The following is a 23,818-nucleotide window of genomic DNA, read 5'->3' as shown; positions in this document are numbered from 1 at the left end:
CGCCAATGCTCACGCCTCCAGCGCGGTCAGGAACTGAAGGAAATGGTCACCCGGCGGCGAGTGGACTCCACGTCCCGATCCTTGCCTGACACCGTTTCCTTGCCGCTTTTCGGCCCCTTGGGGGTCGGCGGCGGGGTGCTGGGCAGCGACGGGTCTTCTTCGCCATAGACCATTTGCTTGATCCTGTCGGCGGGAATACCGGCTTCGACCATCATCGTATAGACCGCCGTCACCCGCTTTTGCGCCATCACGATATTGGCCGCCAGCGTTCCGGTGCTGTCGCTGTAGCCGCTGATGATCACTTCGCGCGGATTGCCCGCCTTGATCTGCTCGATGATCTTTTTCAGTTCCGCCCGACCCGCTTCGCTGATCTTCGACTGGTTGCGGTCAAAATAGATCGCGGTCGGCTCGCTCGGCGGGGTCAGTTCGGGGGTGGTCAGCAGGCTGCTCAGCGCCTCGTCAAACATGGTCTGGCAACTATGGCTTTTCGCCCCTTCCGGGTGCGGCGGATTGAGCGACGAGCGGGCCAGACAGTCATAGGCCACCTGCAACATCGCCGCATCAATCGGCTTGCGCTCGACCCGGCCCGGCGTCAGGGCGGCATCAACCCGCCCGCGCAATACTTTCAGCCCGTCGCTGGTCGGCTCTTCCATCGTCGGCACCGCCCCACCGGCTGCGGCCCGCGCCTTGCCCAGCATCAATTCGGAATCGGCCCAGTTCTGCTCTTCCTGCTTCCACTGGGCGACATCGGCATAGCCTTGCTGCAAAGCAAGCTGATAGGTGCCACCGTCGGCTTTCAGGTTGCGAACGGCAGAGATGTTGTAATCCCCGGAACACGCCGCCAGCGTGCTTCCCACCATGGCAACCAGCAACCCAACTCGACGGGAACGGGAGGCGAGGGACGGCATACAGTCAGGCTCCTTGTGGGCAGAAAGGATGGGGGTGTACGTCGCCAGCAGGGAACCACGAACCGCCCATCCCGCCAAGTGAAAAGACGGATTATTTTAACATCGTAATCATGGCAGGAAGAAGGCCGGAATACCCTTTTCGGGACGTCACCCCGTCCCTGAAAATAGCCGGAAAGACAAAAGGACTTTTCCTCTTGCGGCTGGCGGCTTATATGAAGACCCTGATGTCCCATATTCTGGCCGCGATGGCCCCCCGTCATGACGGGGCAATCTTCCCGAATGCTCCGCTCTGGCCGTTGGCCCCGGCGTGCTGGCATGGTCGGGACGAGCACGATAGAGCAACCATGACCGACCCTATTTTCAAGACCAGCGCCGAGGATGCGCCGCGCCGTTCCCTGGACTCCGAAGGCCGTCTGGACCTGATCGGACTGTCGCGCGAGGAAATGGCCGAAGCCTTTGCCGAGCTGGGCGAAAAATCCTTTCGCGTCAAGCAGGTCTGGCTGTGGCTGTACAATCGGGGTGTCACCACCATTGACGAAATGACCAACCTGTCCAAGCCGCTGCGCGACAGGATGCAGGAACGGTTCTTCATCTCGCGCCCGCAGGTGTCGCGCGAACAGACCTCGGTCGATTCGACCCGCAAGTGGTTGCTGCGCTTTGGCGACCGCAACGAAGCCGAAACCGTCTACATCCCCGACCCGGACGAAGAACGCGGCGCGGTGTGCATTTCGACTCAGGTCGGCTGTACCCTGACCTGCCGGTTCTGCCACACTGGCACGCAAAAGCTGGTGCGCAACCTGACGGCGGCGGAAATCGTCGGCCAGTTCCTGATCGCCCGCGATTCCTATGGCGAATGGCCGACCCCCAACGAGACCGGCCGCCTGCTGTCGAACGTGGTGGTGATGGGGATGGGTGAGCCGCTGTTCAACTATGACGCCACCGTCAATGCGCTGAAGATCCTCACCGATCCCGACGGCATTTCGCTGTCGAAACGACGAGTCACCCTGTCCACCTCGGGCGTGGTGCCGCGCATGTATGATCTGGGCCGCGATGTCGGGGTCAATCTGGCCATTTCGCTGCATGCCGCCACCGATGACGTGCGCAGCGAGATCATGCCGATCAACAAGAAGTGGCCGCTGAAGGAATTGATGCAGGCCTGCCGCGATTACCCCGGTGCCACCAACGCCCGCCGCATCACCTTTGAATACATCATGCTGAAGGGCGTCAACGACAGCGATGCCGACGCCCGCCAACTGGCGCGGATGGTCAAGGGCATTCCCTGCAAATTCAACCTGCTGCCGTTCAACCCGTGGCCCGGCTCGACGCTGGAATGCTCGGACTGGGCGCGCATCGAACGCTTCTCGGACGTGCTGGCCGGTCTGGGCTATTCCGCCCCGATCCGCACCCCGCGTGGCCGCGACATTCTGGCCGCCTGTGGCCAGTTGAAGTCCGACAGCCAGCGCGAACGCAAGGCCCGTGGCCTGGCCGCCGATGCCTCGCTGGTTGGTGTCCTGCCCGAAACCAGCGCTCCGGCGACTCCGGCAGCCTGACGATGGCCGTTCGCCTGCCGCCGTATCGTGGCGACTCCCGACGCGGTGAAATCGAACTGCTGGAAGAAGGCCCGATCTTTCAGAATGCCTATGTCGAGGTGTTCAACGACCGGGTCCGCTTCCCGGCTCCCGGTGGGGCGGCGGGCAACGACGGCACATCGTTTCGCTGGCGGTGGGCGGCGCCCTATGGGGTGGTCGCCCTGCCGCGCCTGCCCGACGGCAGCCTGCTGCTGATCGAGATTTTCCGCCATACCGAACGCGGCTGGCGGCTGGAAGCCCCCCGCGGCTTTGGCGCCAGCGACCAAAGCCCGGACGAGGCCGCCCGCCGGGAAGTGCTGGAAGAAACCGGTCACGCCGTGCTGACCCTGACGCCGGTACGCACCATCGGGGCCAGTGATTATCCGGTCCATCTGTTCATTGCCGACATCACCGCCGCACCGGTCAACAGCCAGACCGACGCAGACGAAGCCATCCGCGCCTGCCACCGCTTTGGCCGTGACCAGCGCCCGGCCCTGCTGGCCGACACGCGCATTCATGATGCCGAAACGCTGTTCCTGATCAGCGTGAGCGGATAAGTCCTTATCCCTCGCTCATCACCGATGCCACCACCGCCCCCAGCACCGCCACCGCATCCGCCGGAGCCAGCCGGACCAACAGGCCGCGCTGACCGCCGTTGATGTAGACCAGCGGGTGAGCCAGCGCGTCGCTTTCAACAACGGTCGGGACACGCTTTTTCTGCCCGAACGGGCTGATGCCGCCGACGTGGTAGCCGGTCAGCCGCTCGGCATCGGGTGGCTTCATCATCTGGGCTGACTTGCCGCCAAAGGCCGCCGCCAGCTTTTTCATGCTGACTTCGCCGTCCGATGGCACCACCACGCACACCGGATGCCCATCGACCTCGGCCATCAGGGTTTTCAGCACGATCTGCGGGTCGGCCTGCATCGCTTCGGCCGCCTGAAGGCCGACGCGCTCGCCCGCCGGGTTGTACTCATAGGGGTGCAGGGTGAAGGCAACCTTGGCTTTGCCAAGCACTTGTGTTCCACGGGTGGTTTTTGACATGTCGCGACAGCTTGATTACCGGATGACACAGGAAGTCAGGGCTTTGTAAGATGCGCCACCTTTGATGTTCCTGCAAGGATCGCTGCCGATGTTGCCTGTGTTGCCGCCCGCGCTGGATGCCGCCCTTCAGCAAGCCCTCGCCGCCCACCGCGCCGGACAGGGCGAGGCCGCCGAGGCCGTCTATCGGCAGGTGCTGGACGCCTGCCCGACCCATGCCGAAGCCCGCCACCTGCTGGCGGTCCGCCTGCTGCAAAGTGGTCGTGCCGCCGAGGCCGAGCAGGAAATCCGTCGGGCGATTGAGGATGGCAAGGGGGCCTTTGCCCGCCATTTCAACACCCTGGGCAACATTCTGGCTGCCACCGGCCAGCCGCAAAAGGCACTGGAGGCCTTTGGCCGGGCCGAGAAGGCCGACCCCAAACTGGCCGATGCGCCCTTTAACCGGGGAACGATCCTGCTCGGCCTCGACCGCCCGCAAGAGGCGATGCAGGCCTTTCAGAAAACCCTCGCCCTCGCCCCCGGCCATCTGGGGGCGCTGAACAATCTGGGCGGCGCACTGGTCAAGCAGGGCCGGATGGCCGACGCCATCGCCCTGTATCAGCGGGCACAGACGGCGGGTGTGCCACTGGCCGCCATCGGCCCGAATCTGGCCAATGCGCTGGAGCTGGCCAACCGGCTGGACGAGGCCCATGCCATCATCGACAGCCTGCTGGCCGCCTCGCCAGCGCCGCTGCCTGCCGCCCTGCTGGTGATCCGTGGTCGTCTGCGGCGGCGGCAGGGCGACCTGAGCGGGGCGCTGGCTGATCTGGACTCTGCCCTGTCTCAGCCACTCGGCGATCCCGACCGCATCGAAGCCCTGCACAACAAGGGGCTGACCCTCGACCAGCAGGGTGAAGCCAGCGCCGCCTTTGCCGCCTTTGCCGCCTGCAATGCGCTGGTGGCCGCCCAGCCCGCCACCCTGCGCCATGACGGCGCGGCCTATTTTGACAGCATCGAGCGCACCCGCCAGTGGTTCAACGCCGACCGGCTGGGCAAGATGGCGCGGCGGGCACAGACCATCGAAGCCGGGGAGAATGTGGTGTTCTTCGTCGGCTTCCCGCGCTCCGGCACCACGCTGATGGAACAGATTCTCGAAGCCCATCCGCGCCTTGTCACCACCATGGAATCCTCGCCGCTGGAAAACGTGCGGCAGAATCTGGGCCTCAGCTATCCCGAGGTGGTGGAACGCCTCGACGGCCCGGCCGGGCACCGCCTGCGGCAAGCGTTCTTTGCCGCCGCCGAAGCGGTCACCGGCCCGCTGGATGACCGCATTGTGGTCGACAAGCTGCCGCTGAACATCGTCAATCTGGGGTTGGCACAGGCGCTGTTCCCGCAGGCCAGGGTGCTGTTGGCCCTGCGCGACCCGCGCGACTGCGTGCTGAGCTGCTTCATGCAGAATTTCCGCCCCAACCCGGCGATGGTCAATTTCCTCGACCTGACCCAGACCGCCCGCACCTATCAGGCGGTAATGGGGCTGTGGCAGCATTTCCAGCAGCATCTGGTGCTGCCGATGCACAGCTATCGTTACGAAGACCTGATCGGCGACTTTAACGGCACCGTGCGCGGGGTGCTGGACTTCATCGGCGTCGAATGGGATGATGCAATTGAAAAATATCGGGAAAAGGCCAGTCGGCGCGATATCGTCACCCCCAGCTATCGTGATGTGACCGCCCCGCTGTTCACCCGCGCCATGGCCCGCTGGAAGCAGTACGAAGCCGATCTGGCACCGGTGTTGCCAACACTGGCCCCGTTTGTCTCCGCCTTTGGTTATCAGGATGCCGTGGAGTAACCGTTGATTACTGTTTCCGAAATGGAAACAGTCCAATCGCACCTTCGTGAATTGTCCTACCGGCGTGAACGGGTATCTTTAGCCCATCGAAACCGTTCACGCTCAGGACAAGGACACGCACCATGAGCCAGATTGACACTGCTTATCCCTCCGACGCTGCCCCGGCCATCCGCCCGCTGATCCCCGCCGTTGCCGGTTTTGAACGTCTGGTCGCCCCGATCGGTGAGCCGATGCTGCGCATCGCCGCTGGCTTGATGCTGATGCCGCACGGCGCGCAAAAGCTGTTCGGCTGGTTCGGTGGCTATGGCTTGCAGGGCACCGGCCAGTTCTTTGCCACCAAGCTGGGGCTGGAACCGGGTGTGCTGATGGCTGGCATGGCGGGCTCGGTGGAATTCTTTGGTGGCCTGCTGCTGGCCCTTGGCCTGCTGACCCGCCCGGCGGCGGTGGCCGTTGCCTTCATGATGCTGATCGCCATCAGCACCGCCCACTGGAGCGCCGGGTTCTTCAACACCAACGGTGGCTATGAATTCGCCCTGCTGTGGGGTCTGGTGGCAGTGTCGTTCGCCCTGCGTGGCGGCGGGCGCTTCTCGGTCGATGCACTGATTGGCCGCGAGATTTGATCCTGAGAATTTCAGGAAAAACGCCCGGACAGAAGGGGTCTTCTGTCCGGGCGTTTTTTTTATCGACTGAGCGCCAGAATCTGGCGGTTGGCAAATGACAGCCGTTCAGCCTGCAAGCGGATGATGTAGCCCATCAGCGCCTGCACCAGATGGGGATGATCAAGCTCCAGCCGGTGATAGGCGTCGGCGGTCAAGGCCCACAGCACACAGTCCTCCTCCGCCCGCAGTCCCGCCGAACGGGGAGCGTTGAGGAAGAAGCCCATTTCCCCCACCACCGACAGCCGGGCCATCGCGCGGACCCGCACCGACGGTTTGCCGGGGCTTTCCAGCAGAACCGACAGACGGCCATTCTCCACGAAGTGCATCGCATTGGTGGCGTCACCGCCATGGCACAGATAGGTTCCGGCGGGCAGGTGCAACCGCTCCAGATAGGCCAGCAACACCGAGCCACTGTCATCATCGCCCGGGATCGGCCCCAGACTGTCACTCAGCCAGTCAACAAATGGCCGCGACGCCGACACTCCTTGCCGGTAATAGGCCAGCAGGGCATTTTCCAGATCCTCCAGCGACGGATCAAGGGCTTCGTACAGGCTGACCCGCTGGTCAATCACCCGCGCAGCCCGCAACACGCCCAGTGCCGTCGGGGCGATGCCACTGATGCAAAGATGGCATTCGGCTTCGCGCAGCACGCTGGCAATCTTGGAGAACGATGCCGCTGCCGAGGAATCAATGCCGCTCACCTGATGGAAATCAAACACCAGCGCATGCGGCCGCTGCTCGGCCACCAGCGCCTTGACCATTTCATACAGGCGATGGGCCGAACCAAAGAAAATGAAGCTGCGCAGGACGATCACCTGCACCTTGTGGCCGTGGGCAGCCAGAACCGCCATGTCTTCGGGTGGGCGGATCAGGCTGGAGGGGTGCTCATGGACACCAAACCGCGCCCGCACCACGCTGACCCGGCTGAAATCGAGGGTAAAGATGACACAGCCCGCCAGAATCCCGGCGAACAGGGCCACCAGAAAGCCGAAGTGCGCCGCCAGCAGCACCAGCCCGACCACCACCAGCCAGTCAACAAAGCTCAGACGGCGGCGGGATTGTACCAGCCAGTCCCACAGCAGGCGCACCCCCAGCAACAGCAGCAGGCCCCCCAGCACAAAGCGCGGAATCACCCCCACCACCGCCGGGCCAACCGCCAGCACCAGCAGGCAGACCAGTCCGACCAGAATCCCCGACAGCCGTCCACGCCCCCCGGCGCCATAGTTCAACAGCGACCGGCTGACCGACAGATAGCCAACGAACCCACCCAGACAGGCCGACAGGATATTGGCCTGACCTTCGGCTTTCAGCTCACGATCAAGGTCGGCTTCGCGGCTCGTCGCCATTTCGATGCCGGTGGCATTCATCAGGATGCTGAGGCACGACACCACCACCACCGCCAGCACATCCCCGGCGATCTTCAGGCTGGCTCCGTGCCACTGGTCCCAACTGAGCAGGGACCACGGCGACGGGAAATCCGCCCCTTGCTGCTCCAGCGGCCCGAGGCCGGTCAGCCACAGGTTGCGCTCCGAGGATACCGCAAACAGCCAGCCGTCATGTTGGGCCTGTTCCGGTGACAGCCCGGCCAGCCACAGGATGCCATGGGTCACCACCGTCGCCGCCACCAGCGCCAGTGGCAGCACCGCCGGGCCGCGCACAAAGCGCGGGACGATCAGCAGAACAGCCGCCCACAGGACCGTCAGGCCAATCTGATAGGGGGCCAGACCGTCAAACAGGGTCGGCAATCCCGCCCACGACAGCGAATGGCCACTGACCATCCGCACGGCACCGGTCACGATCAACCAGCCGGTGGCGGCAAGGAAGCCTGCCATCACCGGATAGGGGAAATAGCGCACCAGCCGCCCGGCCCGTTGCCAGCCGAGCAGGAACAGCACCAGCCCGGTAACCAGCGACGATCCCATCAGGGCCGCCATCACCAGCGACAGACGGGCCATGTCGCTGGACAGGGTGGCCGCCAGAGGTGCCAGACCACTGACCATCGCCGCCAGAATGGCGGTGGCATTGCTGTCCGGTCCAGCGATACCAAAGGGGAACTGCCCGCGCCATGCCACCACCACCCCGGTCACCACTCCGGTCAGCAGGGAGGCACTGATGCCAAAGCCGAGAAACGGGCTGAACGGCCCGGAGAAAATCAGCGCCCCATATGAAAAGCAGTAGGCCAGCACCAGACTGGCGGTCAGCACAGCGGCGGCCACGTCCGCGGTCCACCCCCCGGCAACCCAGGCGGTCCCGGCCTCGTCGGTCATCGCCATGGCCCCATCGCTCCCCGGCACCCCGCGTGGGCCGAGGAACGACGGAGCCGGACGCACTTCGTCGTCTTCCAGCAGGTCGGCATCGGGGGCCACCAGTTCGGCCTCCTCGTCCTCAACCGGCCCGGCAGGCGTTTCAGGCGGCAGCGGCCCGGCGTCCGGGGCGGGCGCCTCCGGCTCTGGCTGCAGCGAGGGAGTTACGGCGTCAGGCTGTGGCTCGGCGGCCAGCGGTGCTTCGGAAACGGTCGGAGTATCCTGCGGATGTTCGTCGGGAGACTTGTCCTGCGCCATATGGCCTTACCTCTTTGTTCCACCGCTTCCTGCTGGCGTCCCCATGGCAGGAAAGACCTCTGTTCCAACCCCCAGACGCCGGATGGCGCGATCAAGCAGAGCACTGTACGCTTCGGTATCAGGCTCCAGTCGCGCATCCCGCAGTCCCCGCCCAACCGGACGCCCCGCCTCGTCAACCGCCGGCAGGGCGAGGAAGAGGCGTTCACCGGTTGCAGCATGCAATCCCGTTACTAGCCATAACGCACTGTGTGCGATCAATAAAGCGGCATCATCGGTTGCGTTGCGACGCAGAAGCACTTGCGCGGCCATTCCCAGCGCCGAACGACCGATCCGGCCCAGTCCGGTAGACGGCAGGACACCATGGGCGGTGGGCAGAATCACCGGCTGATCTCCGCCCCGTCGCAACGACAGACTGAGGCGGTTGCCCGCAACACTGTCGAGGTCAATGATGCGGCTGGCACGGCGGATGGTGTCGCGTCCGGTGCGGGTGCGATGTTGTTCCTTCCAGCGGGCGGCGCGGCTGTCCAGCCGGGCCAGCGCGGCCAGATCGGCGCGATCGAGCGGCACAAAGGCATCCCAGGCGGTGATGCCGATATCCCCCAGCGGCACCAGCCGGGCATCGGCCACCTCGGCAGCGACGGCGGCGGGGACTTCCTGTAACGGAATCACCATCGCCTGATCCCCCACCAGCAGCCGCAGGCGTTGTTCCAGCAGCCCGCCGGGACGGGAGAAGTTGCTTTCCTGAAAGACGTCGGCACAGGCAACACCCGCCGCAACACCGCCATAGGCCTGCAACAGGCTGCGCACCGCCGCAGGCGACAGCACGAACACCCGCCGCCGGGGCACGCCGGGCAAAGGCGGGATCTCGGCCCGCACCAGCGGACTGTCCAGACTGCCGCCGATCAGCAGCGAACACCAGTCCTGATGGTTGACCAGCCGGACGATGGCCTCGCTGCCGACCAGCGGCACCACATGGCGCAACACACTGACCACCGCTGCAAAGGCAGGCTGCCCGGCCCCCTCGGACGCCGGGGCCTGACGCTGGCACGAGCGGGCGATGGTGGAAATCACCTCGATCAGGATGTCAGGCGTCAGGCCGGACAAGCGGATGGCCTGATCATCGCCCAACGAGACAATCACCGCCGCATCTTCCGGCGCTCCCAACCCTTTCAAGGCCAACGGCGTCACATCCACCGAGGCGGGCAGACGGTCAACGGCCTCTCCCAGCTTGTCCAGCCAGCGGCGATCCCTGGCCGGGGCCGGAAGCGGGGCCGGAAGCTGGGCAAGCAACGCCGCCTGCTCGTCGGCCCGCAACGCCTCGCGCGCCTCCCGCAAGCGGCGGCTGAGCGACATCGGCACCGCTTCGCCCAGCGCGTTCCAGTCGGTGCTCAGCCAGTCTTCGACCGCTGTCGCCGCAATTCCACGGTGGGCAGCATAGTTCATCACCGTGGCATATTTGTTGATCTGGCTGTCCGACAGCCATTCCCAGCGCGGCGGGCCACCAGTGCCGTCCTCGACCTCTCGCCCGAACACCGCCTTGACCACCCGGATGAACGGATTGGTCGACCGGTCCTGCCGGGTCTGGCGGATACCCAGCACCTTGCACAGCGCCTCGAACGCCTCCGGCTCTTCCTGCACCAGCAGCCCGAAACGGTAGCAGTCCGCCACCGCCGAGCGGGCGCGGGCCTCGACCGCCGCCCGCGCCCGGCCCATTTCCTCCATCCAGGCGCGAAAGCTGGCGCGAGCCTGCTGGCGGGGCCGGTCGAGCAGGGTCAGGCTGCCGGTCAGGGTCTGCGTCACCCGCAGGGACGACGAAGGCGGCACTGTCATGGGGTTTTTCCTCCTGCCGGGGCCGGGGGAGGCATCGGCACTGCCGTAACCGGCTGATAGCCCTCGGCCCGCAAGGTCCGCGCCAGGCTATCGGCCTGCTGTGGCCGCATGTTGGGGATCGAAATGGTGAACCATTGTGTCTGGTCGCCGTCCAGCCAGACGGCCAGCGCACTGGCGGGGTACAGCTTTTGCAAGGTCTTCAGGGCTGCCGCTGCCCGCTCCTGCGAGGCATACAGCCCCACCTCGACCGACCACGGCACCGGCAAGGCTGCCTCCGGGCTGGCCAGCGGCTTGCCATCGGCCCCCAGCAAATCGGGCGGCGGCGGATCGGTGGGAACCGCCAGTGCCGGACCCGTGCCACGCGGACTGATCAACAGGGCCAACGGGCGGGCAGCTGGCAGAGGCGCGGCCTCTTTCGGTGTTTCCTTGGCGGGTGTTTCCTTCGCCGGTGCATCCTTCGCCGGGGCCGGGCTGGCATCGGTTTTTGCCGTGGGCGTGTCAGCCGGTTTGCTCCCGGTCGGGGCAGGCTCTCCGGGCTTGCTCTCTCCCGGTTTGGCATCCTCAGGCTTGCTGTCCACAGGTTTGCCATCAGCGACTTTGCCCCCTGCGGGGGGAGCCGTTTTGGCACCGGTCCCGGCGGCACGCAAATCCGCCGCTTCGTTCTGGATCGCCCGCTGGAACTGGGTTTGTGCGCTGTTTTCTGCAACGCGCATCAGGCGGGCAGCATCAAGGGCTTGCGGGCTGATCCAGAAGGTCACGCCCAGACCGGCCAGAATCAGCGTCGTCGCCGCTGCCCCGATCATCACCATTGCGCCCTTCATGGCCGCATCCCCTTGTCGCCCTGCCTGCTCACACCATCACCTGTACCTGTCCGGCAAAACTGATGCTGATCATTCCCCCCCAATTGCACAACAGTTTTGAATCATTGCTCAGGGTCGGCATGTTACCCAGCAGGATTGTCGGCACCCCAACGATCCACGGGGCCGCCGTCGCCGGAATGCACGGCATCGGCGTCAACACTCCCAGCGCCGCCGCCGTCGCCGCCGCCACCATCGGGTTGGCAAGACTCATACAGGTGCCAAAGGGCAGGATGTTGAGGAACGGCTTGTTGTCCATGATGTTGGCGGCAGGCGTCGGCGCCATCACCATGTTGGTCGGCAACACCGACAGAACCGACGGAGCAGCCCCGAACGGACAACTGCAAACGGCTCCGGCAACGGTTTGGCAGCCCATGGCGGCCTCCTTTCAGCGATGAGGGGGGAGGGAGCCGCATCAGGCCCCGGTCAGACGTTTCCACCACGGCGTTTCCTGCCCGGCGGCAGAGGGGACCGGAACAGGGGCCACCGGAGCAGGCTCGGTCCAATGGCTGGCCACCCCATGCCGGGCCAGCAGCCCGCCCTTGTCATCATAGGTTTCCAGCCCGACCAGTGCCCCGGCATTATAGGTGCGGATTTCCTGTGGCTTGCCGGTCGCAACGGCATAACGGACCGAGGGGCCGTGCAGGACACCATCATGGAAACTGCGCCGCGCAATCACCTTGCCATCCGGGGTGTAGTCCACCACCTGCCCCTCAAGGCGTCCGGCATGGAAGCCCTGATCACGGCTGCGATAGCCATCCGGGGTGAAGTACTGCGCCATCCCGTGCGGCTGCCCGCCCTGATGCGGAATGCGGGCGATCGGCTGGCCGGTTTCCGGGTCCAGCGAAATCATCTCGCCACTCAACTGGTCCTGATCATAGGCCATGCGGGTGACCGGACGACCGTTGCTGAACACCGTGCTCGGGCCTTGTTTGCGCCCGGCGGCATAGGTCAGGCTCATCACCAGCAGGCCCTGATCATAAAACAGCGCCTCGCCATGGGGCACGCCCCGGGCCATCGGCACCTGACTGAGCAGCAGGCCAGCGGCATCATAGGTAATACAGTCCCCGTGCAGCACGCCATTGTGGAACCACATCACCTGCCGGACCATCTGGTCGGGACCATAACTGGTGTGCTGGCCGTCAATCTGGCCGCCAACGCGGGTATAGGACGCCAGCAGCGCCCCGCTGTCCGGGTCATGGTCGGCCACCGGACCATCGGGCAGAGGCGCTGGCGGCACGGGGGGCAAAGCCTCGGGATCGCTCATTGTCCGTCTCCCTTATCCCATCTTGATCAGGCCACCCTTGATCATGGCCATACCACCACCATCAAAGGTTCCCATCGCACTACCCTTCATGGTCAACTGTGCCCCGGCCTTGCCGTCCAGATTGACCCCGCCGTCCAGCGTCAGGCCGACGCCTGCCTTGTGGGTGGCATTGACGCCGCCCTTGGTGTTGAGGTTCATCGCCGCTTCCAGCGTGGCATCGGTGCCGCCCTTGGCGGTGAAGGTGGTGCCGCTTTTCAGCTCCATCGCCGTTCCGGCCTCGATGTTGGTGGCGGTGGCCGACTTGGTGCTGATGGTCGAGCCGGTGGACTGAATGGTGATGCTTTTGGCCTTGATCACCAGATCGCCATCAATGGTCAGGGTGTAATTGCCGGAAACCTTGTGGGTAAAATCGGCCTTGTTGGTGTGGCTTTCATCACCGGTGATGGTTTCGGTCGATTTGCCCTCGATGGTCACCGTCTCGTCGGTCTTGATTTCCTTGGTCCGGCTGCCGGTTTCAATCTTCAGGGTCTCGTCACCCTTCTTGATGGTGGTGGTGCGGCTGCCTTCGTTGAGGGTCAGCAGGTCGTTGGCCTTGTCGATGGTGGTTTCGCGCTGGTTCTTGACCAGCACGTTCATGTCCTTCTGGGCCTGAAGGTACACTTCTTCGCTGTCTTTCTTGTCCTCGAAGCGCAGTTCGTTATAGCCCGCACTGCCCTTGGACGAATCCGACTTGATGGTCGATTTGGTCTGTTCGCCGGGCAGGGTATAGGGGACAGTCTGCTCGGCGTTGTACACGCTGCCGGTCACCAGTGGCCGGTCGGGGTTGCCTTCCAGAAAGCTGACCACCACTTCCTGCCCGATGCGCGGCAGGAACCACGCCCCCCAGCTTTTCCCCGCCCAGCCCTGCGCCACCCGCACCCAGCAGGACGAGTTTTCATCGCTGGTACCTTCCTGATCCCAGTGGAACTGCACCTTGATCCGGCCATAGCTGTCGGTCCAGATTTCTTCCCCCGACTTGCCGACCACCGTCGCCGTCTGCGTCCCGGCAATCAGCGGGCGCGGCACATGCGGCCACGGGCGGAACGGCGTATCCTTGGGGAAAGCCTGAAAGCTGTTTTCACAGCCGCGCTGGCTGATCTGGTGGCGGACCGACAGCAGGACCCATTCGGCATTCACATCATCGCGCGGATGGCCGCTGACGGTCATCGTCGCGCCGGGAACCAGTGCCGGAATGGTGGACTCGCCGGTGATGCGCAGGGCGGGCAGCTCGTAGGCTTCCATCCGCAGGGCAGCATAGCTCTCGCCGTCGGTTTTCTTGGCATACAGGCCCGGATAGTCATAGCGCCGCATGGTCGAGCCGCTGCCATCGACCTTGGCAAACAATTGTGTCGAAGGCGTTTCGAAATTGTAGTCGTCATAGGCCACCTTGCCGGTGGTGACGGCATGTTCCACCTGCAACGACGAAATCACGTCGCCGCGCTGGCGGGTCTGGCCCAGAAACGGCGTCTGGTACAGGGCGCTGTCCAGCCCGGCAGCGGCACTATGGGCCGAGGCATCATCGGCCAGCACCATGGTATGCTTGGAAGACTCATGCTCGAAAAAGAAAAAGATGCCTTCTTCGGCCATCAGGCGGCAGATGAAATCATAGGCGGTTTCGCGGTACTGCACGCAGTATTCACGCGGGGTGTAGCTTTTCTTCAGGCTCTTTTTCAGGTCGGTAAAGCCCAGATCGCTGCACACCGCCGAAATGATGTCGGGGACGGACTTGTTCTGGAAAATCCGGCAGTCGCTGCTCAGGGTCAGCATCCACGTCCACGGCACCAGTTCGGCCCAATAGAGGGTCACCCGGCCATCGGTCGGCCCCTGAATGAAGCGGGCCACCCGGCCATGAAAATAGCGCGACGTTCCCGACGGCGTTTGCAGGGTGACGCCCGCCGCTTTCCCGATCACCGACGAGGCATCCAGACTGCTCGACGAGGCTTCCATTTCCAGATGAAAGGAGTACAGCCCGAACATTTCCTCGTGACCGCTGAGCGAACGCAGGATCAACGCATCCTTCCCCAGCGGGGTCGATACCGAAAAGGTCAGGTTGTCCTGGGTGGCGGTCATGGGGCTCCCCCTGTGCTGTCATCAAGGGATCGTAACGCTATCGCAAAGGTCCCGTCGGCGGCCAGCGACACCCGCGCCGACACCAGATCGCGCCCGTCGGCCATCGCTTGCAGCACCGCCACCGACAGGTCAGGCAGCAGGGCCCCACTCAGCAGATGATCAATGGCGCGCGCACCGCTGTCGGTCGAGACACAGCGTTCGGCCATCGCCGCCACCACCGCCGGATCAATGTCCAGCGGCACCCCGTGGCTGGCCTGAAAGCGGTCGGCGATCTTTTTCAGCTTCAGGGTGACGATGGTGCGCACCCGCTGTTCGTCCAGCGGATAATAGGGCACCACCGTCAGACGCCCGAGCAGGGCAGCCTTGAAGTGGGCTAGCAGTTCGGGGTGAATCGCCTCGATCAGCAACGACGGCTCGGGGCGGCGATGCTGGGCGCACAGGTGGGTGATGGTATCGCTGCCCAGATTGCTGGTCAGCATGATCACCGTGTTCTTGAAATCAACCACCACCCCGTCGGTATCTTCGAGAGTGCCCTTGTCAAACACCTGATAGAACAGCTCGATCACGTCGGGATGGGCCTTTTCCACCTCGTCGAGCAGCACCACGCAATAGGGATTGCGCTTGACCGCCTCGGTCAGCACGCCGCCCTGACCAAAGCCGACATAGCCTGGCGGCGCACCCTTCAAGCGGCTGACCGAGTGGGCTTCCTGATATTCGCTCATGTTGATGGTGACAATCCGCCGCTCGCCGCCGTACAGCAGTTCGGCCATTGTCAGTGCCGTTTCGGTCTTCCCCACCCCCGACGGCCCGGCCAGCAGGAACACCCCGGTCGGTTTGCCCGGTTCGTCCAGTCCGGCGCGCGAAGTCTGAATCCGCTGGGCCACCGCTTCGAGGGCATGATCCTGTCCGACCACCCGCTCGGCCATCCGTTCGCGCAGTGACAACACCGCCTGAATTTCATCGGACACCATCCGCCCGACCGGAATGCCGGTCCAGGCCGACACCACCCCGGCGATGGCCGCCCCGTCAACGCTGGCCAGCACCAGCGGGGCCCCGGCCTGCAACACATCCAGCTCCAGCCGCAGCCCGGCCAGTTCGTCCTTGATCTGCGCCCGCTCGATCACCTCGCTGACCTGCCCGGCCCGCTGTTCCAGCGCGTGAATCTTGCGCACCGTCGCCAGTTCCTGCTGCCAGCGGCTTTCCAGTCGGGTGCGGTTTTCATCAATGGTCCGGCGGCGGCTTTCCAGCTCGTCGATCCGGCTGGCGTGCGGGCGGCCTTGCGCCTCTTCACGGTCGAGGATCGCCAGTTCGCGGTCGATGCTGGCCAGATCGTGGTTCAGCGCCTCGATATCGACCGGCGTGCCGTGCAGCCCCAGCGCCACCCGCGCACAGGCCGTATCGAGCACCGAAATCCCCTTGTCCGGCAACTGCCGCCCGACGATATAGCGCCCGGACAGGTGGACGGCATCGACCACCGCCTCGTCGAGAATGCACACCCCGTGGTGCTTTTCCAGCGTCGGCACCAGACCGCGCAGCATGCCAATCGCCGTTTCCTCGTCCGGCTCGGCCACCTTGACCACCTGAAAACGCCGCGCCAGCGCCGGGTCTTTTTCGATGGTCTTTTTGTATTCCGCCCAGGTGGTGGCCCCGATGGTGCGCAGTTCGCCACGGGCCATCGCCGGTTTCAGCAGGTTGGCGGCATCACCCACTCCCTGCTCGCCCCCGGCCCCCATCAGGGTGTGGGCTTCGTCGATGAACAGGATCACCGGCACCGGGCTGGCTTTCACCTCGGCAATCACCCCCTTCAGGCGGCTTTCAAATTCGCCCTTCAGGCTGGTTCCGGCCTGCAACAGCCCCAGATCGAGGCTGCGCACCACCACCCCCTTCAAGGCCGGAGGCACGTCGTCAGAGACGATTTTCTGCGCAAAGCCTTCGACCACCGCCGTCTTGCCCACCCCGGCCTCGCCGGTCAGGATCGGATTGTTCTGCCGCCGCCGCATCAGGATGTCGATCACCGCGCGGATTTCCCGTTCGCGTCCAAACACCGGGTCAATGCGACCGGCCCGCGCCTCGGCGGTGATGTCGAGGGTATAGGCATCCAGCGCCCCGCCCTTGCCTGCAGCCTCGGCGCTGGCAGCGGCTCCCGCCGCCGGGGCACTGCCAGCGCCCAGCGGAGATTCCGTACTGCCCGCCGTCACCGCCGCGATTTCCCCGCGCAGGCGGGCCGCCGTCACCGTCAGCAAGGTCGGCGCGCTGTCGAGCAGCAGCGAGCGCAGGGTGTCATGTTCCAGAAAGGCCAGCAGCACCGCCGACGAGCGCACCCGCGTTTCGCCCAGCGACAGCGACGCCCGCACCCAGGCTTCTTCCAGCAGTTTCGGCAGATGGGGCGAAAAGGCCGGGGTGCGGGTGGCCCCCTGCTTGAAACGGGCCACCGCCTGATCCAGCTGACCACGGATTTTGCTGCCATCGACGCCATAGGCGCGCAGGATCAACGCCAGATCGTTGTCGCTCTGGTCCAGCAGGGCCAACAGGAAGTGCTCCGGCTCGACATTGTAGTGTGTCCGCTGAACACACAGCTCGGCGGCACGTTCCAGGGCCTTTCGGCACGGAGGCCCCAGACGGGTTACCAGTTCCTTCAGGGTTTCCGCACTGCTCATCGGAAGCTCTCCACTGTCTGGGGCCGGGTTAGGGCGGCAGCAATTTCATCAACGGTCGGAACGGTCAGCACCACCTGGGTGTCATCGCTGCGCGGGGTGCGGGTGGACAGCCATGCACTGTAGCCCAGCCGTGGCCCCGAGGGAGCCGGGGCGGCCGACAGGCGCAGGCCGGGCAGGTCGGCCCGCCGCAAGACCAGCCGCAGCGACACATCGAGGTCACGGTCGAGATAAAAGCGGATCAGCGAGGCCACCCGCAGATGCTGCGCCCCACCGGGGAGCAGGCCGCGAAAGGCCGACAGGGACAGCGGCCCGACATCCAGCCGGATACCATCATCCTGTGCCCACACCCGCGTGCCCAGCACCACGCCTTGCCCCAGCCGGGCATTCTGGCCGCCAAAACCGCGCAGGTCGGCAAGGCGACTGTGGTCGCCCTTGGCCAGCGGCAACCAGCGCCCACGCAGGGCGTGCAGGCGGACCGGAGCCCCGATCATGTCTTCCAGAATTTGTACCAGCCCGGCCGCCGAGCGGGGACGGCTGGCAAACAGGGCGGCATAGCGCAACAGCAGACGGTCCGGGATTGCCAGGCGCCCGGCCAGCCCCGGCGTTCCCAGCCCCAACATCGCCAGCAGATAGCCGGTCATCCGCCCCTGATCGGGTGGCAGGTTGTCAAGACCGGGATAATGGCGCCGTTTGGCCCGGATCAGCACCGACACCAGCCGGTGGACAAACATGTCGAGGAACGCCTTCATCGCCCGGTCGCCTCGGGCCACCCGGTCACGCACCATTTCGGTGTAGGCGTGCGGCAGCGGGCCGTTCTGGCCGATCAGGTCCAGAAAGGTCACCACCAGTTGCGGCGGCAGGGCCGGATGCCGCTCATCGGCGGGGCGGGCAGGCTGCAGGGCAGCGATGGCACTGGCCGGAAAGCCCATCCCGCCAGCCCCGACAAAGCGCATCGCTTCACGGCGGGGGTCCGGGCTGCTGGCCAGCGGATCGGCCTCAGGCGCAAGGGCCTCCAGCAGACGGGCCGCCTGGAAGGGATCAAAGCGATAGGGCTCTTCTGCCAGAACGTCCTTTACAGGACGTCCAGAACGCCAGTGACGGCGGGCCATCGTTTCCAGTCCTCATCCCGTTGAAGCGAGCGCACGGTCAGTTGGGTAAAACTGTTGACCGAGGCATAAAGGGCAAAGAAATGCCGCAGCACCGCGCCAAACAGAAAGGCGCTGGAGCCGACATAGTTCCGTTCATCAAAGGTCAGGGTGATGGCATGCCCCGATACAAAGCCGCGCCAGGCTTCCTGCCCCATCCGGCTGACCGTCCGTTCCACCGCCATTTCCTTCAGGCCGTCGATCTGCTGGCGGAATCCCGGCTGACCGCTTTGCCCGTACAGCACCAGAATTTCCTTCAGCGCGGTCAGGCAGGCCGGATTATTGCCCAGCGACAGGTGATTCAGCGACAGGTGACTGACCAGCCGCCACAGCGTTTCCCCCGCCAACGGCGGCATCCGTTGCGGATTGGGCCGCCGCAACAGGGTGATCAGCGAGGCGGGCAAGGCATCTTCGACCTGCAACAACGTGCCGGGCGGCAGTTCTTCCGCCAGTCCGCGATTGGTACACAGGGTATGGGCGAACACCGTCTTGTCGGCGGGCAAACGCGGCGTGAAGTCGAGATCAAGGAAGCTGATCATCAGATCGGTTCCCGGCACATGCAGCCGCGACGACGGCACCCGCCGGGTGGCAAAGAAAGACCGCTCCTGCGTGGCTTCGCCGTGCTGGACCGAGAAATAGGGCGCGATCACACTGGCCTGTTCGCGCGGGTCCGCCGACGCCGAGACCTTCAGCACCGAATGAATCTCGGTGATCGATTCAAAACGGGCATCGGGAACCAGCAGGTATTCATGACGGGTATGATCCAGCCGCAGCGGCTCGCTGGTGCGTTCAAACAGGTTGACCACCGGGGTACAGCCCAGCTCCAGCGCCTGATCATCCAGCATCACCGTCTTGGGGGGCGCACTGCCCAGCAGGAACAGGATTTCGGATCGGGTACCCCGCAGCGCCCCGCGCAGCCCGGCGACATCAAGGAACAGGAATTTCTCGGGGCAGGCAAAGTATTCCTGCACCAGACGATAGCCGGGATGGGCCTGCGGCGGCGCAGGCAACACCGCCTCGCGCGGGCCAAAGCCGACCGGGCGGATGGCCTCTGGCCCCAGACGGGCGGATGGGCGCTCGGCACCTTCGGGCACCACCAGCACCCCGCGGGCCGCCGCCAGCAGTTCGTACAGGGGGGCTGCCGACAGCACATCTCCCGCCAGATGCAGGCGCAGCTCATCCAGCGGCAAGGCCTCCAGCGGCAGGCTTCCCCGCGTTTCCACCGGCACCACCAGCACGGCAGCAGCAGAGGCCCCGCTCAGGAACGGATAGGCGTCAACACTGGTCAGACGGGGCCGCCCCAGCCGCACCGGCCACAGGGTCACATCATAGGCGGTGCGAAAGCGGCAGGTCGCCCCCTGTGCCGTTTCGGCAAACAGCGACGTTCCACGGGCGATAAGATGGCCGTCCGTCAGCGCCCCTTGCGTCAGCTTGGGTTCAAAACGGGCGATGGCCACCGACGGGGCCGGGGCGGTCAGGTGCGGATAGAGCACATCCAGCAACGCCCCCGGAATCAACGGGAAATCGTTGTCGATGGTGGTCTGGATGCGGGCGGTCAGAAAGGCAAAGGCTTCGATCAGCCGTTCCACCTGTGGGTCGGCGCTGCCATCGGCCCCCAGATCCAGCCGGGCGGCGGCCTTGGGATAGGCCCGGGCAAACTCGCTCCCCAGGGTCCGCAGAGCCTGAAGCTCGCGCTGGTATGCCACCAGCAGGTCTTCGTTAAAGGCGCTCATCGGACCATACCTTTTATCTGTTCCCCACCCCGCGTGTCACACGATAGCAGCCTGATCATCGTGCGTTAAATCCGAAATCCAGACCAGCGTGCGTCAGATCTGACCACAGAACACGACAGTCCTCGCAGGGAGATGGGCCACCGCCCATACCTGTTCGGGGGCCAATGCCCCCGAACCCCCATTTTCTCTTTTATGATCAAAGAAATGGGGTCTGTCGCAGTAATTCAAACGGGTTATTCCCCACCGGCTGCCGGCCCGGCATCGGGCAGCGCCACCCGCACATGCACCGGCTCGCGCAGGGCCCCCGAGGCCAGAACACCTTCGATCACCGCCAGCCAGCGCGGCAGGCGGGTCGTTTCATCCCGTTCAACGGTGACCACCGGATTGAGCAGGCGCGGCTCAAAGGCCCGCAGCGCCGCTTCGGCTTCGCGGGCGAAACGGGCGTGGCCTTCCAGCCCATCGGCGGCATAGGTGGAAAAGTCGGGAATGCCGTAATCAATCACACTGCGCGGCCAGCGGCGCAGGGCCGCCGCCGCGATCGGGGCACGGGTATTGAACAGGCGGGAGATTTCCGCCTGCACCGATGCCATCAGCCCGTCAATCCCGAACGACCGGTACGGGCGGGCTTCGTGGGTGTGACCCGGCTGTTCATCCACCAGACGCTCAAGGAGCGGAACCGGCGCCCCCGGAAGGGAACGCCGGTCCACCGCCGCCGGAATACCGGAGATCGGCCCGTAGGTTGAACGCCGGGGCGGAGCTTGCTCCGCCATCGTCGTGTCCGACCCGCCGGGTTAAGACGACGACGCGCCCTTGGCCAGCATCAGGTCGTATTCGTAAGCGAGGTTGCCCTTCTGGACCGACTCGTCTTCCTGCGCCATGTACCACCACTTGATCTTCGAGTAGTTCAGGGTCAGGGTTTCGGTCGGCACGCCACCGCCGCCGCCAACCGACACCGACGAAATGATGGCGTTGGTCAGGGTGTATTCGATGTACTTCTTTGGTGCCTTGGTGGCTTCATCCATCTGGTAGATGGTGATGATCGCCGTGGGATGGTTCTTGCCGATGCAGCAGTTGTAGTTCAGCACCGGGCTGGCCTTGTCGAACAGCTTGGTCAGCACGAAATCCTGATGCTGCGGCTTGCCCGAGGTACGCTTGTTGTTCGACACGTCAAAGGTCAGCGGCTGCGACACGCCATGCGAATAGCTGAGGCACTGGATCTTGCCGACGTTGTCCTGCAACTGGCAGTCACCGACCACTTCCTTGCCCAGATCGAGAATGATGTAGTCCATCACGGAAACTCCTGAAGTTTGCCCGGGAAATACGAACCCCTGTTTTCCCGCAACGACAAACAAAACCATGGAAATGCGAGAGATACGCCCCGCCGTTCAGGGATCATTGAACGGCGGGGGCACCAAAGGAACGCCCAGGGAGCCGAACGCCTGATGATCAGGCGCTGCGGGTTGCACTCGGCGGCGGCAGCTCGGCCACCAGACGGATCGAGGCCGTCAGCTCTTCGAGCTGGAAGTGCGGGCGCAGGAAGACGGTGGCGTTGTACACACCCGGCTTGCCCGGAACTTCGGTGACGTCAATCCGCGCTTCGCGCAGCGGATAGGCCGCCTTGATCGACTGCTGGGCATTGTCGTCCAGCAACACGTAGTTGGTGATCCAGGTGTTGAGATAGCTCGACACGTTGCTGGCAGTCATGAAGCTGCCAATCTTGTCGCGCATGATCACCTTGAGGTAATGGGCAAAGCGCGACACGTTCAGCATGTAGGGCAGCATCGACGACAGACGGGCGTTGGCGTTGGCGCTGTCGAGGTTGTAGACCTTCGGCTTGTTGGTCGTCTGGCCGCCAAAGAAGGCCGCGTAATCGGTGCCCTTGCAGTGACACAGCGAAATGAAGCCGAGATCATTGATCTCTTTTTCACGCCGGTCGGTGACAGCGACTTCGGTCGGACACTTCAGCGCAATGTCACCGTCGTCGGTCGGGAAGGTGTGGGCCGGCAGGCCTTCGACCTTGCCACCGCCTTCGACGCCGCGAATGGCCGCCGTCCAGCCATAGAGGGCAAAGGCGTTGGTGATGCGCTGGGCCATCACCCACACCGGGTTGCCCCACAGATAGCGGCTGTGGTCGCGGCCATCGACGTCTTCGACGAAGTTCACGTCTTCGACCGGCACCGTTTCCGGGCCATAGGGCAGACGCACCAGCCAGCGCGGCAGGGTCAGCGCCACATACCGGCTGTCTTCGCTTTCCCGGAACGACCGCCACTTGACCAGTTCGGTGCTTTCAAAGATCTTCGACAGATCGCGCGGGTTCATCAGTTCCAGCCAGCTGTCCATGTCGAACATCTTGGGGCTGACCCCACCGATGAACGGAGCATGGGCGGCGGCGGCCACCTGCGACATCTTTTCGAGGAAGGCGACATCCTGCGGATGACGGCCAAATTCGAAATCGCCGATCAGGCAGCTGTAGGGATGGCCCCCAAAGGTGCCGTATTCTTCTTCGTACAGCTTTTTGAACAGCACCGACTGGTCGAATTCGACCGCCTTTTCCAGATCCTTTTGCAGCTCGGGACGCGACGCGTTGAGCACGCGGATCTTCAGGCGGGTCGAGGTTTCGCTGTTCATCACCAGATAGTGCATGCCGCGCCAGGTGGATTCCAGCTTCTGGAAATCCTGGTGGTGCATCACTTCGTTCAGCTGCGCCGAAATCAGGTCATCGATGGCGGCAATGCGATCATTGATCGCCTGCACCACGTCGTTGGCAACGGTCTGGCCTTCGGCCAGGATCTGGTCAACGAATTCGCTCAGCAGGTCCTTGGCATGGGCCTGCTGGCTGTCGTCGCGGGCCATGTGCCCTTCGACGAGGATGCGATCAAGGATCGGCAGCGTTTCGGTCGCCGTCGCAGTCCCGGCGGTCGGTTCGGTGTCGGCCATTACTGGTCCTCCTGTCGTGGGCAGCGCCGCCGGTTGCTATGGCGCGCTTCGCCCCCTGGTCAGTCTGGAAGATGGAGCGGATGACTTACGCTTCGGCGGGCGTTTCGTCGGCTTTGGCCAGGCTGCTCTTCAGCTCTTTCTGAGCGTCCGTGCTGGCAATCACCGAGCGCAGCAGCGCGTCGAGTTCGTCGTTGCCGTCCAGCTTGGCCAGCAGGTCGCGCAGACGCAGGCGGGCTTCAAACAGCTTGGCCAGCGCCGGAACCTGCTTCAGCACGTTGACCGGCTCGAAGTCTTCGATCGACTTGAAGCCCAGTTCGACGTTCAGCTGGCTGTCGTCATCAGCCAGACGGTTCGGGACGCGGAACGCCAGACGCGGCTTGGCAGCGTCCATCACATCATTGAAATTGTCGCGGTCGATTTCAACGAACTTGCGTTCTTTCAGCTTGGGCAGGGCCACAGCGGGCTTGGCCGACAGGTCCGCCATCACGCCGACGACGAAGGGCAGTTCCTTCTTTTCAATGGCGTCGCCGATTTCCACATCATAGGTGATCTGCACGCGGGGCGGGCGAACCCGGTCCAGCTTGTGCTGAATGCTCTCTGCCATATCTCCCTCCGTATCTGCGGCTGTGCATTCCGCAGTGTGAGACCGGACGCAAGGCGCCCTGATTGCTGTTTGTGTGTTCCCGGACCTGCCCGACCAGCGCTGCTTCAAGACAAACTC

The 23,818-nt window shown here is 64.4% G+C and carries 19 protein-coding genes; 4 read left to right on the top strand and 15 right to left on the bottom strand.

Translation table 11 applies throughout. The annotated features are described in order from the left end of the window. Nucleotides 1-26: 26 nt before the first annotated feature. Nucleotides 27-908: an OmpA family protein gene (locus BW995_RS05285; protein WP_076399150.1), complete on the bottom strand. Its 882-nt coding sequence runs from the start codon at nucleotides 906-908 to the stop codon at nucleotides 27-29. Nucleotides 909-1,252: 344 nt separating this feature from the next. Here BW995_RS05285 and rlmN point away from each other — a divergent pair, with 344 nt between their 5' ends. Then, a complete protein-coding gene (rlmN, locus tag BW995_RS05280; RefSeq protein WP_076399610.1) occupies nucleotides 1,253-2,458 on the top strand; it encodes a 23S rRNA (adenine(2503)-C(2))-methyltransferase RlmN in 1,206 nt (401 codons plus the stop codon). A 2-nt stretch (nucleotides 2,459-2,460) separates the two neighbouring features. After that, a complete protein-coding gene (locus BW995_RS05275; protein WP_076399149.1) occupies nucleotides 2,461-3,033 on the top strand; it encodes an NUDIX hydrolase in 573 nt (190 codons plus the stop codon). Nucleotides 3,034-3,037: 4 nt separating this feature from the next. On the opposite strand, the gene ybaK is transcribed toward BW995_RS05275, so the two are convergent. Then, nucleotides 3,038-3,517, bottom strand: a complete 480-nt coding sequence (gene ybaK / locus BW995_RS05270; protein WP_076399148.1) for a Cys-tRNA(Pro) deacylase — start codon at nucleotides 3,515-3,517, stop codon at nucleotides 3,038-3,040. Between the two features lie 88 nt (nucleotides 3,518-3,605). On the opposite strand from ybaK, the gene BW995_RS05265 reads away from it, so the two are divergent. Further along, nucleotides 3,606-5,342, top strand: a complete 1,737-nt coding sequence (locus tag BW995_RS05265; RefSeq protein ID WP_175616993.1) for a tetratricopeptide repeat-containing sulfotransferase family protein — start codon at nucleotides 3,606-3,608, stop codon at nucleotides 5,340-5,342. Nucleotides 5,343-5,464: 122 nt separating this feature from the next. Next, nucleotides 5,465-5,962, top strand: a complete 498-nt coding sequence (locus tag BW995_RS05260) for a DoxX family protein (RefSeq protein WP_076399146.1) — start codon at nucleotides 5,465-5,467, stop codon at nucleotides 5,960-5,962. A gap of 59 nt (nucleotides 5,963-6,021) precedes the next feature. Here the strand turns inward: BW995_RS05260 and BW995_RS05255 are convergent, their stop codons facing one another. The 13 genes from BW995_RS05255 to tssB all read right to left on the bottom strand — a co-directional run bounded on the left by BW995_RS05255 (nucleotide 6,022) and on the right by tssB (nucleotide 23,701). Continuing rightward, the gene (locus BW995_RS05255) at nucleotides 6,022-8,562 is read right to left on the bottom strand and encodes an SLC26A/SulP transporter family protein (protein WP_076399145.1); all 2,541 of its coding nucleotides are present in this window, start codon (nucleotides 8,560-8,562) and stop codon (nucleotides 6,022-6,024) included. Between the two features lie 6 nt (nucleotides 8,563-8,568). After that, on the bottom strand, nucleotides 8,569-10,392 hold the full coding sequence (locus BW995_RS05250) for a hypothetical protein (RefSeq protein ID WP_076399144.1): 1,824 nt from the start codon (nucleotides 10,390-10,392) through the stop codon (nucleotides 8,569-8,571). Continuing rightward, entirely contained in the window at nucleotides 10,389-11,213 is an 825-nt protein-coding gene (locus BW995_RS05245) for a hypothetical protein (protein WP_076399143.1), read from the bottom strand. The genes BW995_RS05250 and BW995_RS05245 overlap by 4 nt, the downstream gene beginning before the upstream one ends. 28 nt (nucleotides 11,214-11,241) lie before the next feature. Beyond that, nucleotides 11,242-11,625 (bottom strand): DUF4280 domain-containing protein, encoded by a 384-nt coding sequence (locus BW995_RS05240; protein ID WP_076399142.1) that lies wholly within the window; start codon nucleotides 11,623-11,625, stop codon nucleotides 11,242-11,244. Nucleotides 11,626-11,664: 39 nt separating this feature from the next. Next, the gene (locus BW995_RS05235; protein ID WP_076399141.1) at nucleotides 11,665-12,516 is read right to left on the bottom strand and encodes a toxin-antitoxin system YwqK family antitoxin; all 852 of its coding nucleotides are present in this window, start codon (nucleotides 12,514-12,516) and stop codon (nucleotides 11,665-11,667) included. A gap of 12 nt (nucleotides 12,517-12,528) precedes the next feature. After that, nucleotides 12,529-14,625 (bottom strand): type VI secretion system Vgr family protein, encoded by a 2,097-nt coding sequence (locus BW995_RS05230; RefSeq protein ID WP_076399140.1) that lies wholly within the window; start codon nucleotides 14,623-14,625, stop codon nucleotides 12,529-12,531. Continuing rightward, the gene (tssH, locus tag BW995_RS05225; RefSeq protein ID WP_076399139.1) at nucleotides 14,622-17,282 is read right to left on the bottom strand and encodes a type VI secretion system ATPase TssH; all 2,661 of its coding nucleotides are present in this window, start codon (nucleotides 17,280-17,282) and stop codon (nucleotides 14,622-14,624) included. The genes BW995_RS05230 and tssH overlap by 4 nt, the downstream gene beginning before the upstream one ends. Beyond that, nucleotides 17,279-18,391: a type VI secretion system baseplate subunit TssG gene (tssG, locus tag BW995_RS05220; protein ID WP_076399138.1), complete on the bottom strand. Its 1,113-nt coding sequence runs from the start codon at nucleotides 18,389-18,391 to the stop codon at nucleotides 17,279-17,281. Before tssG ends, tssH begins: the two co-directional genes overlap by 4 nt. Next, entirely contained in the window at nucleotides 18,355-20,160 is a 1,806-nt protein-coding gene (tssF, locus tag BW995_RS05215; RefSeq protein ID WP_076399137.1) for a type VI secretion system baseplate subunit TssF, read from the bottom strand. The genes tssG and tssF overlap by 37 nt, the downstream gene beginning before the upstream one ends. A gap of 233 nt (nucleotides 20,161-20,393) precedes the next feature. Further along, nucleotides 20,394-20,930 carry a type VI secretion system baseplate subunit TssE gene (tssE, locus tag BW995_RS05210; protein WP_076399136.1) on the bottom strand — a complete coding sequence of 179 codons (537 nt, stop codon included), beginning with the start codon at nucleotides 20,928-20,930 and terminating at the stop codon, nucleotides 20,394-20,396. A 21-nt stretch (nucleotides 20,931-20,951) separates the two neighbouring features. Then, nucleotides 20,952-21,449 (bottom strand): Hcp family type VI secretion system effector, encoded by a 498-nt coding sequence (locus BW995_RS05205; RefSeq protein ID WP_076399135.1) that lies wholly within the window; start codon nucleotides 21,447-21,449, stop codon nucleotides 20,952-20,954. A 157-nt stretch (nucleotides 21,450-21,606) separates the two neighbouring features. Beyond that, complete coding sequence (tssC, locus tag BW995_RS05200; protein WP_076399134.1) at nucleotides 21,607-23,097, bottom strand: type VI secretion system contractile sheath large subunit; 1,491 nt, start codon at nucleotides 23,095-23,097, stop codon at nucleotides 21,607-21,609. An 85-nt stretch (nucleotides 23,098-23,182) separates the two neighbouring features. Continuing rightward, entirely contained in the window at nucleotides 23,183-23,701 is a 519-nt protein-coding gene (gene tssB / locus BW995_RS05195; protein ID WP_076399133.1) for a type VI secretion system contractile sheath small subunit, read from the bottom strand. Nucleotides 23,702-23,818 lie beyond the last annotated feature (117 nt).

The sequence above is a fragment of the Insolitispirillum peregrinum genome (assembly GCF_900156605.1).
GTDB lineage: Bacteria > Pseudomonadota > Alphaproteobacteria > Rhodospirillales > Rhodospirillaceae > Insolitispirillum > Insolitispirillum peregrinum.
Note: the sequence above shows the minus strand (reverse complement) of the source record. Positions and strands in the feature narration are given on the sequence as shown.